Annotated in this window: 17 protein-coding genes; 6 read left to right on the top strand and 11 right to left on the bottom strand. The window is 70.6% G+C overall.

All coding sequences use genetic code 11. The features are described 5' to 3' along the window. Positions 1 to 2 precede the first annotated feature (2 nt). On the bottom strand, positions 3 to 755 hold the full coding sequence (locus tag IG08_RS0106425) for a prolyl oligopeptidase family serine peptidase (RefSeq protein ID WP_030597316.1): 753 nt from the start codon (positions 753 to 755) through the stop codon (positions 3 to 5). Between the two features lie 113 nt (positions 756 to 868). Between IG08_RS0106425 and IG08_RS0106420 the strand changes: the two genes are divergently transcribed. Together IG08_RS0106420 and IG08_RS0106415 are read left to right on the top strand one after the other, a co-directional pair. Continuing rightward, positions 869 to 2,032 (top strand): adenosine deaminase, encoded by a 1,164-nt coding sequence (locus IG08_RS0106420; RefSeq protein WP_030597313.1) that lies wholly within the window; start codon positions 869 to 871, stop codon positions 2,030 to 2,032. Positions 2,033 to 2,171: 139 nt separating this feature from the next. Next, positions 2,172 to 2,525 (top strand): hypothetical protein, encoded by a 354-nt coding sequence (locus IG08_RS0106415; RefSeq protein ID WP_030597310.1) that lies wholly within the window; start codon positions 2,172 to 2,174, stop codon positions 2,523 to 2,525. A gap of 83 nt (positions 2,526 to 2,608) precedes the next feature. Here IG08_RS0106415 and IG08_RS0106410 read toward each other — a convergent pair whose 3' ends face one another. From IG08_RS0106410 to afsQ1, 5 genes are all read right to left on the bottom strand, one after another. After that, positions 2,609 to 2,812, bottom strand: coding sequence for a PspC domain-containing protein (locus tag IG08_RS0106410; RefSeq protein ID WP_030597307.1), 204 nt, complete (start codon positions 2,810 to 2,812; stop codon positions 2,609 to 2,611). Between the two features lie 93 nt (positions 2,813 to 2,905). Further along, a complete protein-coding gene (locus IG08_RS0106405) occupies positions 2,906 to 3,457 on the bottom strand; it encodes a VanZ family protein (protein ID WP_030597305.1) in 552 nt (183 codons plus the stop codon). A gap of 82 nt (positions 3,458 to 3,539) precedes the next feature. Continuing rightward, the gene (locus tag IG08_RS0106400) at positions 3,540 to 4,139 is read right to left on the bottom strand and encodes a hypothetical protein (protein WP_030597302.1); all 600 of its coding nucleotides are present in this window, start codon (positions 4,137 to 4,139) and stop codon (positions 3,540 to 3,542) included. Further along, positions 4,139 to 5,704 carry a sensor histidine kinase gene (locus tag IG08_RS0106395; protein ID WP_030597300.1) on the bottom strand — a complete coding sequence of 522 codons (1,566 nt, stop codon included), beginning with the start codon at positions 5,702 to 5,704 and terminating at the stop codon, positions 4,139 to 4,141. The genes IG08_RS0106400 and IG08_RS0106395 overlap by 1 nt, the downstream gene beginning before the upstream one ends. Then, on the bottom strand, positions 5,701 to 6,378 hold the full coding sequence (afsQ1, locus tag IG08_RS0106390; protein ID WP_030597298.1) for a two-component system response regulator AfsQ1: 678 nt from the start codon (positions 6,376 to 6,378) through the stop codon (positions 5,701 to 5,703). The genes IG08_RS0106395 and afsQ1 overlap by 4 nt, the downstream gene beginning before the upstream one ends. 263 nt (positions 6,379 to 6,641) lie before the next feature. Between afsQ1 and IG08_RS0106385 the strand changes: the two genes are divergently transcribed. Further along, positions 6,642 to 7,385, top strand: a complete 744-nt coding sequence (locus IG08_RS0106385; protein WP_030597295.1) for a SigE family RNA polymerase sigma factor — start codon at positions 6,642 to 6,644, stop codon at positions 7,383 to 7,385. A gap of 161 nt (positions 7,386 to 7,546) precedes the next feature. Here the strand turns inward: IG08_RS0106385 and IG08_RS0106380 are convergent, their stop codons facing one another. Both IG08_RS0106380 and IG08_RS0106375 read right to left on the bottom strand, forming a co-directional pair. Continuing rightward, positions 7,547 to 7,855, bottom strand: coding sequence for a DUF6281 family protein (locus IG08_RS0106380; protein ID WP_052424504.1), 309 nt, complete (start codon positions 7,853 to 7,855; stop codon positions 7,547 to 7,549). 86 nt (positions 7,856 to 7,941) lie between these two features. Continuing rightward, complete coding sequence (locus IG08_RS0106375) at positions 7,942 to 8,646, bottom strand: uridine kinase family protein (RefSeq protein WP_078655468.1); 705 nt, start codon at positions 8,644 to 8,646, stop codon at positions 7,942 to 7,944. Between the two features lie 60 nt (positions 8,647 to 8,706). On the opposite strand from IG08_RS0106375, the gene IG08_RS0106370 reads away from it, so the two are divergent. Further along, positions 8,707 to 9,102 carry a hypothetical protein gene (locus IG08_RS0106370; RefSeq protein WP_030597286.1) on the top strand — a complete coding sequence of 132 codons (396 nt, stop codon included), beginning with the start codon at positions 8,707 to 8,709 and terminating at the stop codon, positions 9,100 to 9,102. A gap of 108 nt (positions 9,103 to 9,210) precedes the next feature. Here the strand turns inward: IG08_RS0106370 and IG08_RS0106365 are convergent, their stop codons facing one another. The 3 genes from IG08_RS0106365 to deoC are packed head-to-tail and all read right to left on the bottom strand — an operon-like array spanning position 9,211 to position 12,519. Further along, positions 9,211 to 10,119, bottom strand: coding sequence for an aldehyde dehydrogenase family protein (locus tag IG08_RS0106365; protein ID WP_030597283.1), 909 nt, complete (start codon positions 10,117 to 10,119; stop codon positions 9,211 to 9,213). Continuing rightward, positions 10,112 to 11,554, bottom strand: coding sequence for an aldehyde dehydrogenase family protein (locus IG08_RS0106360; RefSeq protein WP_030597280.1), 1,443 nt, complete (start codon positions 11,552 to 11,554; stop codon positions 10,112 to 10,114). The genes IG08_RS0106365 and IG08_RS0106360 overlap by 8 nt, the downstream gene beginning before the upstream one ends. Before the next feature lie 5 nt (positions 11,555 to 11,559). Continuing rightward, positions 11,560 to 12,519: a deoxyribose-phosphate aldolase gene (gene deoC, locus IG08_RS0106355; protein ID WP_030597279.1), complete on the bottom strand. Its 960-nt coding sequence runs from the start codon at positions 12,517 to 12,519 to the stop codon at positions 11,560 to 11,562. A gap of 226 nt (positions 12,520 to 12,745) precedes the next feature. Between deoC and IG08_RS0106350 the strand changes: the two genes are divergently transcribed. Both IG08_RS0106350 and IG08_RS0106345 read left to right on the top strand, forming a co-directional pair. Further along, a complete protein-coding gene (locus IG08_RS0106350) occupies positions 12,746 to 13,426 on the top strand; it encodes a PH domain-containing protein (RefSeq protein WP_030597277.1) in 681 nt (226 codons plus the stop codon). A gap of 128 nt (positions 13,427 to 13,554) precedes the next feature. Beyond that, a complete protein-coding gene (locus IG08_RS0106345) occupies positions 13,555 to 15,240 on the top strand; it encodes a hypothetical protein (protein ID WP_030597275.1) in 1,686 nt (561 codons plus the stop codon). The last annotated feature ends 6 nt before the right edge of the window (positions 15,241 to 15,246 follow it).

The following is a 15,246-nucleotide window of genomic DNA, read 5'->3' as shown; positions in this document are numbered from 1 at the left end:
ACCTACCGTCGACGCCCGAAGCCGGAGGCAAGCGGCATCCGCAACCCCAAAGGCGGCGGAGCCGCCAACGCATCCTCGACAGGCCGGGACAACGCGCGCCCGAACAACGCCCCCATCACGAAGTCCTCGGCAAGAGCGATGACTTCACCACGGTGCTGGTGCAATCCGTGTCCATCGGAGTGCACTTCGAACCGGCACACCTCCCGGTTCGCCTTCTTCGCCCGAGTGGCCAGCCGAAACGACAACTCCGGATCCGTACGCTCGTCATTGGTCCCGTGCACCACCAGCACCCGCCGCCCCACAAGCTGCTTCACCGGTTCGGGCGGTGCGGCCACATCCTCCTCCGGCAGCCAAGGGGCAATGGCGACCACGGAGTTGACGGCCTCGTGCCCACCGGCGCGCAGCGCCGCCCGTCCGCCCATGTCGACGCCGACCAGACACACGGGAACGTCTCCATAGCGTCGTACGACCTCGTCCGCGGCCCATGACGCATCGTGCGCCAGATGCGCCTCACTGCCGTTCCACCCGCGATACCGGTAGTGCACGACATGCGTGGCCAGGCCCTCCTCGCTGCCCGCCCGGGCCAGCCGACGTCCCAACGCCCGGATGGCCGACGTCCCCAGAGCGGACGGCTTACGCGTGGAGGTCTCGTCGCCGCCGGGGAGCAGCAGCACCACCCCGCTCACCGCCGCCGGCTCCGGGCCGAGTGTCCTGCCCAGTCGGGCCCTGCGAACCGGCGTCGCTTGCTGTGCCATGACAGAACAGTGTCAGAAGCGTGGGTGTACGACATCGGGCGGGGCGGTCACCATTACGTATCGACGGATTCGTACAACAGGCGATCTACGCGCGTAGGCGTTAGAGTGCGTGAATGACGAGCCAGACTGACCGGACGGGGGCCTCCCCGAGCTCGGACCAGATCCGCCGGGCGCCCAAGGTTCTGCTGCACGACCACCTCGACGGCGGGCTGCGCCCCGGCACGATCGTCGACCTGGCCCGCGAGACGGGCTACTCCCAGCTCCCCGACAACGACCCGGACAAGCTCGGCGTCTGGTTCCGTGAAGCCGCCGACTCCGGTTCCCTGGAACGGTACTTGGAGACCTTCTCCCACACCGTCGGCGTCATGCAGACCCGCGACGCCCTCGTCCGGGTCGCCGCCGAGTGCGCCGAGGACCTCGCCGAGGACGGCGTCGTCTACGCCGAGGTGCGGTACGCCCCCGAGCAGCACCTCGAAAAGGGCCTGGCCCTCGAAGAGGTCGTCGAGGCCGTCAACGAGGGCTTCCGGGAAGGCGAGCGGCGTGCGCGGGAGAACGGCCAGCGCATCCGCGTCGGTGCCCTGCTCACCGCCATGCGGCACGCGGCCCGCGCCCTGGAGATCGCCGAACTGGCCAACCGCTACCGGGACCTGGGTGTCGTCGGCTTCGACATCGCGGGCGCCGAGGCCGGTTACCCGCCCACCCGGCACCTCGACGCGTTCGAGTACCTCAAGCGCGAGAACAACCACTTCACCATCCACGCCGGCGAGGCCTTCGGGCTGCCGTCCATCTGGCAGGCCCTGCAGTGGTGCGGCGCCGACCGGCTGGGGCACGGCGTGCGCATCATCGACGACATCCAGGTCCACGAGGACGGCTCGGTCAAGCTCGGCCGGCTCGCCTCGTACGTACGGGACAAGCGCATCCCGCTCGAGCTGTGCCCCAGTTCCAACCTCCAGACCGGGGCGGCATCCTCGTACGCCGAGCACCCGATCGGGCTGCTGCGGCGGCTGCACTTCCGGGCGACCGTGAACACCGACAACCGGCTGATGTCCGGGACCAGCATGAGCCGGGAATTCGAGCACCTTGTCGAGGCGTTCGGTTACACGCTCGAAGATCTCCAGTGGTTCTCCGTCAATGCGATGAAATCAGCGTTCATTCCTTTCGATGAACGACTGGCGATGATCAATGACGTCATCAAGCCTGGATATGCCGAGCTGAAGTCCGAATGGCTGTTCCAGCAAACCGCTTCCACCAGCGGTTCTGTGGATTCGGAAGGCTGATTCGGTCGGGGTGGCGGTTATGGAATGCGGACGGGTATTCACAATCCGTCCGCATTTCGATGTTTGCGGCGGGGACCTGCACATGTTTACGGTCGTGGACCGCTCACATCCCCGTCACCCCATTTCGAGGACGCATTTCATGAAGCAGTCTGCTGCCAAGACCCTCGGTGTCGCCGCTCTCGGTGCCGCCTTCGCCGCCACCGGTGCGGGTGCCGCGAACGCCGCCCCGGCCGTGCCGGACGCCACCCAGGCGCTCGGCACCGTCACCCAGGGCCTCCCGGCGGAGAACCTCGCCCAGGCGCTCCCGGGTGCCGGCGAGGCGGTGGCGCAGGCCCAGCCGGCCCTCACCACCAGCCTGGCCGCCGCGCAGCCGGTCGCCCAGAAGGTGCTCGCCGAGGGCCCGACCGCACCGGTCGCCGGTCTGCTCGGCGGTCTGCCGGTGCAGGGTCTGCCCACGCACGGCCTGCCCGTGAACGGCGTTCCGCTCGGCTGACGCCCGCCGTCTGAAGCACGCGCCGGTGGGGCGCACCCCTTGGACACGGGGTGCGCCCCACCGGCGTACGCGTAACCGGGCGCTTACCAGGCCGTCTGTGCCGTCTTCTCCTCGGAGGGGAACAGGATCCACAGCGCGATGTAGAGCAGGAACTGCGGGCCCGGCAGCAGGCACGAGACGACGAAGATCACTCGCATCGTGGTGGCGGAGGTGCCGAAGCGCCGTGCCAGCGCGGCACACACTCCGCCGATCATGCGGCCGTTGGTGGGGCGGGCAAGGCGGGACATTGCGGCTCCTTCGTGAGCGTCAGGGTGAGGCCTCCCGTGTGGCTGCCTCATCTGTCTTCAACGCTACGGAGACGAAGGGAACAAAGCGTCGCTCTACGGTGCGATCCCGACCCTGGGAATCGTCGGGGTCCGACCCTGAGCCGGGTCCTCCTGGCGGACGGTGGTGCGCAGCCGGCGGTAGGTCCTGCGGCGGAGCCAGACGCGGGCGGCGGGCACGCAGACCGCGTGCGCGAGGGCCACGCCCACCGTGTTGAGGAGCAGGGAGTCGATGTCGACGACCTGACCGGGCACGCCGGTCTGCAGGAGCTCGATGGCCAGCGAGACCAGGGCGCCGGCAGCGGTCGTCCGCAGGAGCGAGCCCAGCGGGGAGGCGGCGAGCCTGCCGTGGGCCATCGGGAGCAGGGCGCCGAGCGGCGCGAGCAGCGCGAACCCCTCACCGATGCGCCGGGCCGCCTCGGGCCACCCGAGCGCCAGGTCGGCGCGGATGCCGGCCAGCGGATGCAGATTGGCGGGCACCACCCAGGGGACGTCCAGTGGACGCAGCGTGAACCAGGCGACGAACGCGAGGTGTGCGACGAGGAGGACACCTCCTGTCACACGGATGCGGATCGCGGCGCTGCCGCCGACGGAACCTTGACGCTGCACGACCCCCTAGACGCGGCCACCGGCACGATCGGTTCCGGCTCACCTCCCGACACCTCGATGAGGCTTTCGCCACACCCGTGCGTCAGCCGCCCGCCACCTCGCTCGACGACGGCCGCTTGTCGGGGTCGGAGCGGACCTCGTCCGTGCACTCGTAGCTGCGCAGCGGGGTGATGTCCGGCCCGCCGAGGATGACGGAGCCGTCGCCCTCGGCGGCCGCCGAGTCGGAGAAGGTGCAGACGATCTGGGCGAGCGCGTAGGAGGACAGGTCCCCGGGCGAGGTGCTCAGCCGCAGCGTGTCCTCGGGGTCCCCGGGGCGCGGCCCGCTCACGTTCATGCCGCCGCGCACGTACGTCGAGTAGCCCGCCTCCTTCTCGGCGGCCGACGGCGACTCCGCGAGCTGGTCCAGCAGCCCCTGGGCCACCAGGACGCGCCGCTCGGAGTCCGCCGTACCGTCCGCGACGCGCACGGTCCGGTCGACGGCCACCAGCGACGAGCCGCACAGCAGGAACACCTGCACCGGCAGCCCGCGCGAGGCCTGCGTGGAGACCTCCGGCTCGGACAGCGAGCAGCGCACCCGGGAGGGCGCGGGGCCGAAGTCCGTCGGCACCTCGGTGGCCCGGATGCCGCACCCGGTGAGCAGCGCGGCGAGCACGGGGAGCGCCAGCAGGCGGCGTACGTTCATCAGGCGTCCCCCTTGCCCTTCCGACCCTTGTCGTCGGCCTCGTCCACCAGGTCCGACACGTCCCGCGGCAGCCGCAGCGTGAACACCGCGCCGCCCTCCGGGGAGTTGGCGGCGGTGATCTCGCCGCCGTGGATGTGGGCGTTCTCCAGGGCGATGGAGAGGCCGAGCCCGCTGCCCTCGGAGCGGGGGCGGGACGCGCTCGCCTTGTAGAAGCGGTCGAAGACGTGCGGGAGGACGTCCTCGGGGATGCCGGGGCCGTGGTCGCGCACCTCGATGACGACCTCGTCGGCCGCGCCACCCACCCTGACCCGCACCGGCGACCCCCCGTGCTTGAGCGCGTTGCCGACGAGGTTGGCCAGTATGACGTCCAGGCGGCGTGGGTCCAGACGGGCGTGGATGCCGCGCTCGGCGTCCAGGTCGACCGCGTCCAGCCAGGCCCGCGCGTCCATGCACGCGGTGATCTGGTCGGCGACGTCGACGTCGTCCAGGACGAGCCGCGCGGTGCCCGCGTCGAAGCGGGTGACCTCCATGAGGTTTTCGACGAGGTCGTTGAGCCGACGGGTCTCGCTGACCACCAGCCGTACGGCGGGCTCGATCATCGGGTCCATCGACCCGGACTCCGCCTCCAGCTCCTCCTCCAGGATCTCCGTCACGGCGGTGATCGCGGTGAGTGGCGTACGGAGTTCATGGCTCATGTCCGCCACGAACCGCCGGGACGCCTCGTCCCGTGAGGCCATGTCGTCGACCCGTTTCTCCAGCGCCTCGGCCGCGTAGTTGAACGTCCTTGACAGGTCCGCGAGTTCGTCGGTCCCGGACACCCTGAGGCGGGTGTCCAGCTTGCCCTCGCCGAGCCTGCGCGCGGCCACCCCGAGCCGGTGCACCGGCTTCAGTACGGTCGTCGCGGCGGCCTGCGCGAGCAGCGCGGAGCCGATCAGCGCGAGGCCGGTGGCGATACCGAGCGACCAGGCAAGGGAGTTGAGGTCCTTCTCCTCCGGCTCCAGCGACTTGAGCATGTAGCCGGTCGGGCCGCCGCCGATCACCTTCGTGCCGGCCACGAGATACGGGGTGTCGTGGTCGACGATCCGCTGCCAGTACAGGTGGAAGGCGGACTTGTTGGCCGAGTCGACCTTCTGCTTCTCGTTCACCGCCTCGCGCAACGACCCTGGCACGTCCTGCAGCGTGAAGCCGTCCAGGCCGCCGGAGTTGCCGTAGACCGCCTTGCCGTTCGCGTCCGCGGAGACGAGCAGCACGCTGAAGCGCTGGCTGCTGTTGGCCATCTGACCCGCGGCCTGCTGGAGTTCGTCCTGCGTCGGGGTCTCGGGCAGCGCGCCCGCGCGGTTCTGCATCTCCTGCTGGAAGTCGCGCAGCACCGCGTCCTGGGTACGGGTGAGCACGGCCTCGCGGTTGAGCCAGTAGGCGATCCCGGACGCGGACACCGCGGCGGTGAGGGCGACGAGCCCGAAGACGACCACGAGACGCAGTCGCAGACTGGTGAACCGCAGCCGCGACCACACTCCCTTACGCTCCGCGAACCAGCCGCGGAGCCCCCCTTGTGCTTCGGTCACTGAGGCGTGTCCAGCCGGTAGCCCACGCCACGGACGGTACGGATCAGCGTCGGGGACGACGGCACGTCCTCGACCTTGGCGCGCAGCCGCTGGACACACGCGTCCACCAGCCGCGAGTCACCGAGGTAGTCGTGCTCCCACACCAGTCGCAGCAACTGCTGCCGGGACAGCGCCTGGCCCGGCCGCCGGCTCAGCTCCAGGAGGAGCCGCAGCTCGGTCGGGGTGAGCTGCAGGTCCTCGCCGTTCTTCGTCACGGTCATCGCCGCGCGGTCGATGACGAGCGAGCCGAAGGCCGCCGCGTCGTTCGACTCCCGCTCCCCGCGCCGGAGCACGGCCCGGATCCGGGCGTCGAGCACCCGCCCCTGCACGGGTTTGACGACATAGTCGTCCGCGCCGGACTCCAGCCCGACGACGATGTCGATGTCGTCGCTGCGCGCGGTCAGCAGAATGATCGGCAACTGGTCCGTGCGCCGGATGCGCCGGCACACCTCGAACCCGTCGATACCGGGCAGCATCACGTCCAGCACGATCAGGTCCGGCCGCTGCTCACGCAGCAGCTTCAGGCCGTCCTCGCCGGTGGCAGCGGTGGCAACCCGGTGACCCTGGCGCGTAAGGCTCAGCTCCAGGGCCGTACGGATGGCGTCGTCGTCCTCGATCAGCAACAGGGAAGGCACGGGCTCATTCTGGCCCATGGAGGGGGTGGTGTTCGACCTGTGAGGCAGGTCGGCCCGTGCAACCGCCCATGTACGTGCCTGCGTCCGTCCCTACGGCACCCATCCGTGGGTCCGCTGTGCGGCCGCTGTCACAGACCCCTGTGACAGGTCTGTGACAGTCGGCGGACACGGCCATGAAGTGGCCCGGGCAAGCTTTTCGGCACAGGCAAGGAAACACCGCCTGAGCAAGCCGAACACCGGAAGTCCACGACGGGGGGCGCGAGATGAACACGCTGCACAGCACGAGCGCAAGCGCAGTGATCACGCGTCTTCACGACGTGAACGGGGGCCGGGGTTCAGAGAAGTCCGGTGCCGTGAGCGGGCGGGGGTGCGCTCGCGGCACCGGGCGTCAGCACACCGCGTACATGACGGTGGTTGACGCTCGCACGGGGGAAACGCACGGGGGAGCAGCGTACGGGGAGGGCACGGGGGAACGGCGTTCCCTGTCGGAGGCGGAGTTCACCGCCTACGTCCAGGAGCGCCGCGCCTCCCTGTACGCAACCGCCTATCACCTCACCGGTGACCGCTTCGAGGCCGAGGACCTGCTGCAGAGCGCGCTGTTCTCGACGTACAAGGCGTGGGACCGGATCAGTGACAAGGCGGCGGTCGGCGGATACCTCCGCCGCACCATGACCAACCTGCACATCAGCGCGTGGCGCCGCCGCAAGCTGAACGAATACCCGACCGAGGAACTGCCGGAGACGCCCGGCGACACGGACGCGATGCGCGGCACGGAACTGCGCGCGGTCCTGTGGCAGGCGCTGGCCCGGCTGCCGGAACTCCAGCGCACGATGCTGGTCCTCCGTTACTACGAGGGCCGCACGGACCCGGAGATCGCCGAGATCCTCGACATCAGTGTCGGCACGGTGAAGTCCAGCATCTGGCGGTCGCTCCGCCGGCTGCGCGAGGACGAGGTCCTCAGCTTCGGCCGTGACGAGGAAAGCGCCTTCGGGGAGCTTGTCGCCTGAGGGTTGGGGGGTAGTACGGGGGACCAACGGGGGTCCGGGGGGACCAACGGGGGAGCACCACACGGGGGAAGCACCACCGGGGGGAAGCACCACAACGGGGGAGCACCAAGAAGCGGGGCTGGAGGGCCGGGGGGTCCGTCCAGTCCCGCTTTCGTGTGCGGTCAGTGCATCTCGATGAGCCTCGCCGCGTGGGGCGTGTCACCGACGGCAATGGCCTCGGCGGGGTCCGCGCCCTCGACGGCGTACGCGCTGGTCTTTCCCTCGGGACGGCCCTCGCCGTCCTCCGGGCTGTCGTCGCACGCCACGATCGTGGCGGTGCCCAGCCGCTCGCCCACGGTGAAGCCGGCCTTGTCGGTGGGCGGATGGTCGCGGTTCTCGTACGTCACCACGCCCGAGCAGGAGGCCGAGGCCTCGCCGTCCGAGGTGCATCCGCCGCCGCCGTCGGCAGTGCGACCGTCATGACCAGCCATCGCCCGGTCCGAAGGGCAGTTGTCATGGGATTCCTCTCCGCGGGGACCCTTTTCCGGTCCTACGACGGAGAAGGCGCCGAGATCGTTCAGGCCGCCGGAGTCGCGGCCGGGCGGCGGCCCGCCGCAGCCGAGGCGAGGCGGCCGAGCGCCTCGTCCTTGTCGCAGCGGTGAGCGCCCAGCGCGGTCTGGCGGGCGATGATCGAGCGTTCCAGGCGCATCAGGCGCCAGCCGCGGCGGAGCAGGAACGGGACCGACTTGCGGCCCTCCTTGAGGTCGCGCAGGAAGCGGCGGCGGAAGGTCCGCACCGGGCCGCGGCTCAGACACAGGGCGTCCGCCAGGACACCCAGCTCCTGGCAGCGCGTGACGATCTCGGCGGCGAAGATGCCCTCCGCGATGAACAGCGGGGTCCGCCCCACGTCGACCGACTCCTCGCCGGTGCGGGCGCTGAGGGAGATGTCGTAGACCGGGACCTTCGTACGGCCTGTGCGGCAGAGTTCCACGATCGCCGTCACGGCGACGTCCGCGTCCCACGACTCCGGGTGGTCCCAGTCGATGTCGGAGCTCCCCGTCACCAGCGGCAGCGTCGGGTCGGCGCCCTCCTTGTAGAAGTCGTCGAGCCGCAGGACCGGAAGGCCGGAACGGGCCGCGAGGAGGGACTTGCCGGAGCCGGAGGGGCCGCAGAGCAGCACGACTCGCGTCGGTATGGGTGGTTGGGAACTCACGGGACACCAGTGTGAGGCATTCACCTGCTGTTCAACGACCCCGCGGGTCGGCTTTGAAGCGCGCGTCACACCTCAACTACCCTTCGTGTCGTCCTGATTACTCAGCGCATGGAGAAGGTGGCAGAAACGATGGCCCGACACGAGAACCCGACCGCCCAGCGCGCGTTGGTCGCCCTCGCGACCGCGGGAGTGGCACTCGGCGCAGGCGCAGGGATGGCCGCCGCGGACACGGAACCGGTCGTCGATGTGATGCGCACCCGGCCGACCTCGCTGGGCAAGATCGACCCGCAGGCCGGTCTCCAGGGCCTCACCACCACGGTCGGCTACGTCACCGGGCCGGTCGCCGGGCTCAAGCCGAACCCGCTCGCCGGGACGGGTGTGGACCCCCTCGACAACGGCGTCGGCACGCAGCTCGCCGACTTCCAGCCGGTTGCTTCGCAGATGCTGACCGGGCCCGTCGCGCAGGCGCAGTCGATCGGGAGCATTCCGGTTGTGGGGCAGGCGCTGGGGGTGGTGGGGGGTTGAGGTGCGGGGGCTGTTCGGGGAACTGCTGACCGTTGCCGTGTGCGGGTTCGCCGTGGCTGGTCGCGCAGTTCCCCGCGCCCCTGAAGACGCGGCCTGCGGCCGCTGTCCTCAGTACGCCGAACCCGACGCTCCCAGCGAACCCGTCGGGTGCCAGACCGTTTTCGTCTCCAGGAACGCCGTCATGCGGTCGAGGCCGGGAGTCGTCGACCAGTCGACGTTGTCCACAGGCTGTGGACGGAGAACGCGCTTCAGGTTGTCCGCCGCCGCGATCTCCAGTTCCTTCGCCAGCACGTCGTCCGCGCCGGCCAGGTCGATCGCGTTGACGTCCTGGTGGGAGGCCAGGGGCGTCGCGATCTCCGCCGTACGGCCGGAGAGGACGTTGACGACACCGCCCGGGACGTCCGAGGTCGCCAGGACCTCGCCCAGGGACAGGGCCGGGAGCGGGGACTTCTCGCTCGCGATGACGATCGCCGTGTTGCCGGTCGCGATCACCGGGGCGAGGACCGAGACGAGGCCCAGGAAGGACGACTCCTGCGGGGCCAGCACGGCCACCACGCCTGTCGGCTCGGGGGAGGAGAGGTTGAAGAACGGGCCCGCGACCGGGTTGCCGCCGCCGACCACCTGGGCGATCTTGTCGGTCCAGCCCGCGTACCAGACCCAGCGGTCGATCGTGGCGTCCACGACCGCCGTGGCCTTCGACTTGGACAGGCCCTCGGCGTCGGCCACTTCGCGCGTGAACTGTTCGCGGCGGCCCTCCAGCATCTCCGCGACGCGGTAGAGGATCTGGCCCCGGTTGTACGCCGTCGCGCCGGACCAGCCGCCGAACGCCTTGCGGGCCGCCACCACGGCGTCACGGGCGTCCTTGCGGGAGGAGAGCGGCGCGTTCGCCAGCCACTTGTCCTTCGAGTCCGTCACCTCGTACACCCGGCCGCTCTCGGAACGCGGGAACTTCCCGCCGACGTACAGCTTGTAGGTCTTGAAGACGCTGAGTCGCTGCTGCTCGGACTTTTCAGACATCGAGGTACGCCTCCAGGCCGTGGCGGCCGCCCTCGCGGCCGAAGCCCGACTCCTTGTAGCCGCCGAACGGCGAGGTGGGGTCGAACTTGTTGAACGTGTTGGACCAGATGACGCCTGCGCGGAGCTTGCCTGCGACGGCGAGGATCCTCGACCCCTTCTCCGTCCAGATGCCCGCCGACAGGCCGTACTGGCTGTTGTTGGCCTTGGCGACGGCCTCGTCCGGGGTGCGGAAGCTGAGGACGGACAGCACCGGGCCGAAGATCTCGTCGCGGGCGATGGTGTGCGCCTGGGTGACGTTCGTGAAGAGCGTCGGGGCGAACCAGTAGCCGGAGGACGGGAGTTCGCACGCCGGGGACCAGCGCTCGGCGCCCTCCGCCTCACCCTGCTCGGTGAGCGCGGTGATCCGGGCCAGCTGCTCGGCGGAGTTGATCGCGCCGATGTCCGTGTTCTTGTCCAGCGGGTCGCCGAGGCGGAGGGTCGACAGGCGACGCTTCAACGACTCCAGCAGCTCGTCCTGGATCGACTCCTGGACCAGGAGGCGGCTGCCCGCGCAGCAGACCTGGCCCTGGTTGAAGAAGATGCCGCTCACGATGCCCTCGACGGCCTGGTCGATCGGGGCGTCGTCGAAGACGATGTTCGCGCCCTTGCCGCCCAGCTCGAGGGTGAGCTTCTTGCGGGTGCCGGCGACCGTGCGGGCGATCTCCTTGCCGACGGCCGTGGAGCCGGTGAAGGCCACCTTGTTGACGTCCGGGTGCGCGATGAGCGCGGCGCCCGTGTCGCCGTATCCCGGAAGGATGTTGACGACGCCCTTGGGGAGGCCCGCCTGGCGGCAGATGTCCGCGAAGAAGAGCGCGGAGAGCGGGGTCGTCTCGGCGGGCTTCAGCACCACCGTGTTGCCCGTCGCCAGCGCCGGGGCGATCTTCCACGCCAGCATCAGGAGCGGGAAGTTCCACGGGATGACCTGGCCGGCCACGCCGAGGGGCCTGGGGTTGGCGCCGAAGCCGGCGTGGTCGAGCTTGTCGGCCCAGCCCGCGTAGTAGAAGAAGTGCGCGGCGACCAGGGGGAGATCGGCGTCGCGCGTCTCCTTGATCGGCTTTCCGTTGTCCAGGGTCTCCAGTACGGCGAGCTCGCGGCTGCGCTCCTGGATGATCCGGGCGATGCGGAACAGGTACTTGGCGCGCTCGGAGCCGGGCAGCGCCGACCACTTCTCGAAGGCCTTGCGGGCGGCCTTGACCGCTCGGTCCACGTCCGCCTCGCCGGCCTGGGCGATCTCGGAGAGGACCTCCTCGGTGGACGGCGAGACGGCCTTGAAGACCTTGCCGTCCGCCGCCTCGGTGAACTCTCCGTCGATGAACAGGCCGTGGGAGGGCGCGATGTCGACGACCGAGCGGGACTCGGGTGCGGGTGCGTACTCGAATGCGGATGCAGATGCCATGGTGATCAGTCCACCGTCACGTAGTCGGGGCCGGAGTAGCGGCCGGTGGCCAGCTTCTGACGCTGCATCAGCAGGTCGTTCAGGAGCGAGGAGGCGCCGAAGCGGAACCAGTGGTTGTCCAGCCAGTCCTCGCCGACGGTCTCGTTGACCAGTACGAGAAACTTGATGGCGTCCTTGGTCGTCCTGATGCCACCTGCGGGCTTCACGCCGACCTGGATGCCGGTCTGCGCGCGGAAGTCGCGTACGGCTTCCAGCATCAACAGGGTGTTCGGGGGGGTCGCGTTGACGGCGACCTTGCCGGTCGACGTCTTGATGAAGTCCGCGCCGGCCAGCATGCCGAGCCAGCTCGCGCGGCGGATGTTGTCGTACGTCGACAGCTCGCCGGTCTCGAAGATGACCTTCAGACGGGCGGAGGTCCCGCAGGTCTCGCGGACGGCGACGATCTCGTCGTACACCTTCATGTAGTGGCCCGCGAGGAACGCCCCGCGGTCGATGACCATGTCGACCTCGTCGGCGCCCGCGGCGACGGCGTCACGCACGTCGGCCAGCTTGACGTCGAGGGCGGCGCGGCCGGCCGGGAAGGCGGTGGCGACGGAGGCGACCTTGACGCCGGAACCGGCGACGGCCTCCTTGGCCACGGTCACCATGTCCGGGTAGACGCAGACCGCGGCCGTGGCGGGGGTCGTACGGTCGGTCGGATCGGGGCGGACCGCCTTGGCGCCGAGCGCCCGGACCTTGCCCGGGGTGTCCGCGCCTTCCAGCGTCGTCAGGTCGACCATCGAGATGGCGAGGTCGATGGCGTACGCCTTCGCGGTGGTCTTGATGGAACGGGTGCCGAGCGAGGCGGCGCGCGCCTCCAGGCCGACCGCGTCCACGCCGGGCAGTCCGTGGAGGAAGCGGCGCAGCGTGCTGTCGGACGCGGCGACGTCCGTAAGCGAGTGTGCGGGAGATGCAGTGGTGGGCATGGTCACCAGCCGAGCATATCTACGCGCGTAGCGGCTGTACACCCCGACGGAACGGTTCCTCTGGACAAAGGGTACGGCGGCCCACCTGAAGGGGCGCGGGGCCGTGACATCAGCGGCTCCGCCGCGGGGCGCGAGCAACCACGACGTGCCCGCACCCGCACCCGCACACCCCTACGGCGCCTGGGCGATCGGCTGAGCACCAAACGCGTGCGGCACAATCGGGGCCATGACGACCCAGGATCACCAGTCACCCGAGTCCAAGGACCGGATCTACCGGTCGCCCGCGGGCATGATCGGCGGCTTTCTGCTGCTGGTCATCATCGGCTGGCTCGGCATCGACGCGGTGATCTCGGGGACGGGCAACACACCGTGGCTCGCGCTCGCCACGATGATCTTCGTCGTGCCGCTGGTGGTCGCCTTCACCCTGCGCCCCGCCGTCTTCGCGAACAACGACCGCCTGCGCATCCGCAACCCGTTCCGGGTGATCACCCTGCCCTGGGGCGAGACCGAGACGCTGCGCTCCGGCTACTCGAACGAGGTGCTCGCCAAGTCCGGAACCAAGTACCAGCTCTGGGCCATTCCGGTGTCCCTGCGGGGACGGAAGAAGGCGGCCCGCCAGCAGGCGAGGCAGAGCGCGGGCGGCGGTCGCGGGCGGGCGCCCGGGGGCATGTTCGGGGGGTTCGGCGGGATGCGCGGCGACACGTTCGGCGGGCGGACGCCGGTGCCCGACGCCGGACCCACCCGCGCCGAGGCCGACCGGATCATGGACGACCTGCGCGAGCTGCTGGAGATGCGCACGAAGGCGGAGACGTCCCAGGGCGAGGTGACCGTGCGCTGGGCGTACGAGGTCGCGGCGCCCGCGGTGGCCGGAGCGGTGCTGCTGGCGGTGCTGCTCGCGGTGGGCTGACCGGCCCTCGCCTTTCACAGCTTCGCCCGGCATGATGCGGCCCTCACCTCGGCCGTAACGGCAGCCCCCCACCCGGACACGGAACCGAGGACCGCAACCACCTTTGTGGTCCGAGTGTCTGGGAATCCATGAGTACGACGCTTCGGGAGCCGCGACGGCTGCCCGCCTCCGCGATACCCGACGGCTGTCTTCACTGGGCCGGTGAGCAGCCAGGCCTCTGGACGCGGGAGCTGCCGCCGCGCTGGGTTCCCGTACGGGTACGCGGGCGTGTCGTCGCGGCCGTCACCCTCCTCGCTCTGCTCGCCGCCTGCGGGCTGGCCGTCTCCGGGATGCCGCCCGTCGCCGCGGCGTTCCTCGCGCTGCTGGTGGTGTGGCTGCTGGTGCGGCCCGAGGTCGTACGGATCGCGGCGGTGGCGCAGATCGTCATGGTCGTCGTACTGCTCCCGGAGCCGTCCTGGCTGGTGGCCCCCTGCGGTGTCCTGCTGGCGGTGGGCTGCGTCTGGAGCACCACCCTGCGGCTGGGCGCCCGGAAGCGGCAGCGGGAGGCGGCCCTCGCGGCGGCCGGGGGCGTGACCGCTCCGGTCCCGGAGGCGGCCGCGCTGCTCCGGCGCGGCAGGTTCTACGTCGTACTCGGGCTCGTCGTGCTCGCGGCGGGCGCGGCTCTGGCCGCCCTCTCCGGTGCCTTCGACGGCGGCGACGACCGCCACGCGGCAGCTGCCACGGGCTTCTTCGTCGCCGGGCTCGGTCTCACGATCCTGCTCTCCGGGCTCCTGAGCCGCCGCCGCGCCCTCGCGCTGCGCCGCGCGCCGGCGCCCGTGCTGCGGGTGCTGCTGCACGAGAGCGCGATCAACGACACGGAGGTCTTCGCCGCCGACGACGTGGGGGCGCTGCGGCCCCTGTTCACCGTCTCCCTGACGGACGTCGAGGACGGAGAGGACGGCGAGGAGGACTCCGACGACTCCGACGACTCCGACGACGAGTTGAGCGACGCGGAAGTCGAGGAGGCCGTCGACCGGATCGCGGACGACGAACCCGGCCCGCTCCGGGAGGCCGTCCTGTACGGAGCTCCTTACGACGGCGCCGAGTTGATGGTCGTCAGCGCCGCCGAGGAGCCGGACGAGCCGCCCGTCGTCGAACGGTCGACGGGGCCCGTACGGCCGCTGTCCGACGGCTTCGTCCGGCGCGAGCTGCTGTCGGAGAAGTACCTCGCGGCCCGCGACGCGAAGTACCGGGAACTGGGCCGCGTGGCCGCCGAGGCCGTCGCCGAGCGTTCTTCGCACACGCTGGGCGGGAAGGGCGTACGGCGGTGGCGCGCGGGGTGGCCCGACTGGCTGAGCGCCGCGGTGACCGTGGTGTGGGGCGCCAGCTTCTTCTGGGGCGAGACGGGCGTGTGGCGGTATCTGGTGGGCGCCTTCTTCGGGATCCTCGGTGTCCTGTTGCTGCCGCGCTGGGTCGCCTGGCGGATCACCGCCGACAGCGAGGGGCTGTGGTTCAACGGCTGGCGCCGCACCCAGCACATCGCCTGGGACCACATCCGGGTCGTCGAGTGCAAGGGCACCGAGTTGAAGGTCGACAGCCGGCGGGCCTCGTTCGACGAGTGGTCGGTGACCGGCTTCCGGTGGCCGTGGCTGGAGCGGCGGACGGGGCTCATCCATCCCTATGAGCTGGCGGCCGCCGAGATCGCGGCGATGTGGAAGGACCCGGCTGTCCGGCCGCTCGGGGTGAGCGGCGAGGGGGAGCGGCGGCGGTTGCTGTGGCCGCTGGGAGTCCTCGGTGCCGTGGCCTGGACCGCGGCGCTGCTCCTGTTGCCGTAGGCCCGA

Origin of the sequence: Streptomyces fulvoviolaceus (genome assembly GCF_000718165.1) — a bacterium.
Lineage (GTDB): Bacteria > Actinomycetota > Actinomycetes > Streptomycetales > Streptomycetaceae > Streptomyces > Streptomyces fulvoviolaceus.
This window is presented reverse-complemented; position numbering and strand designations above follow the sequence as displayed.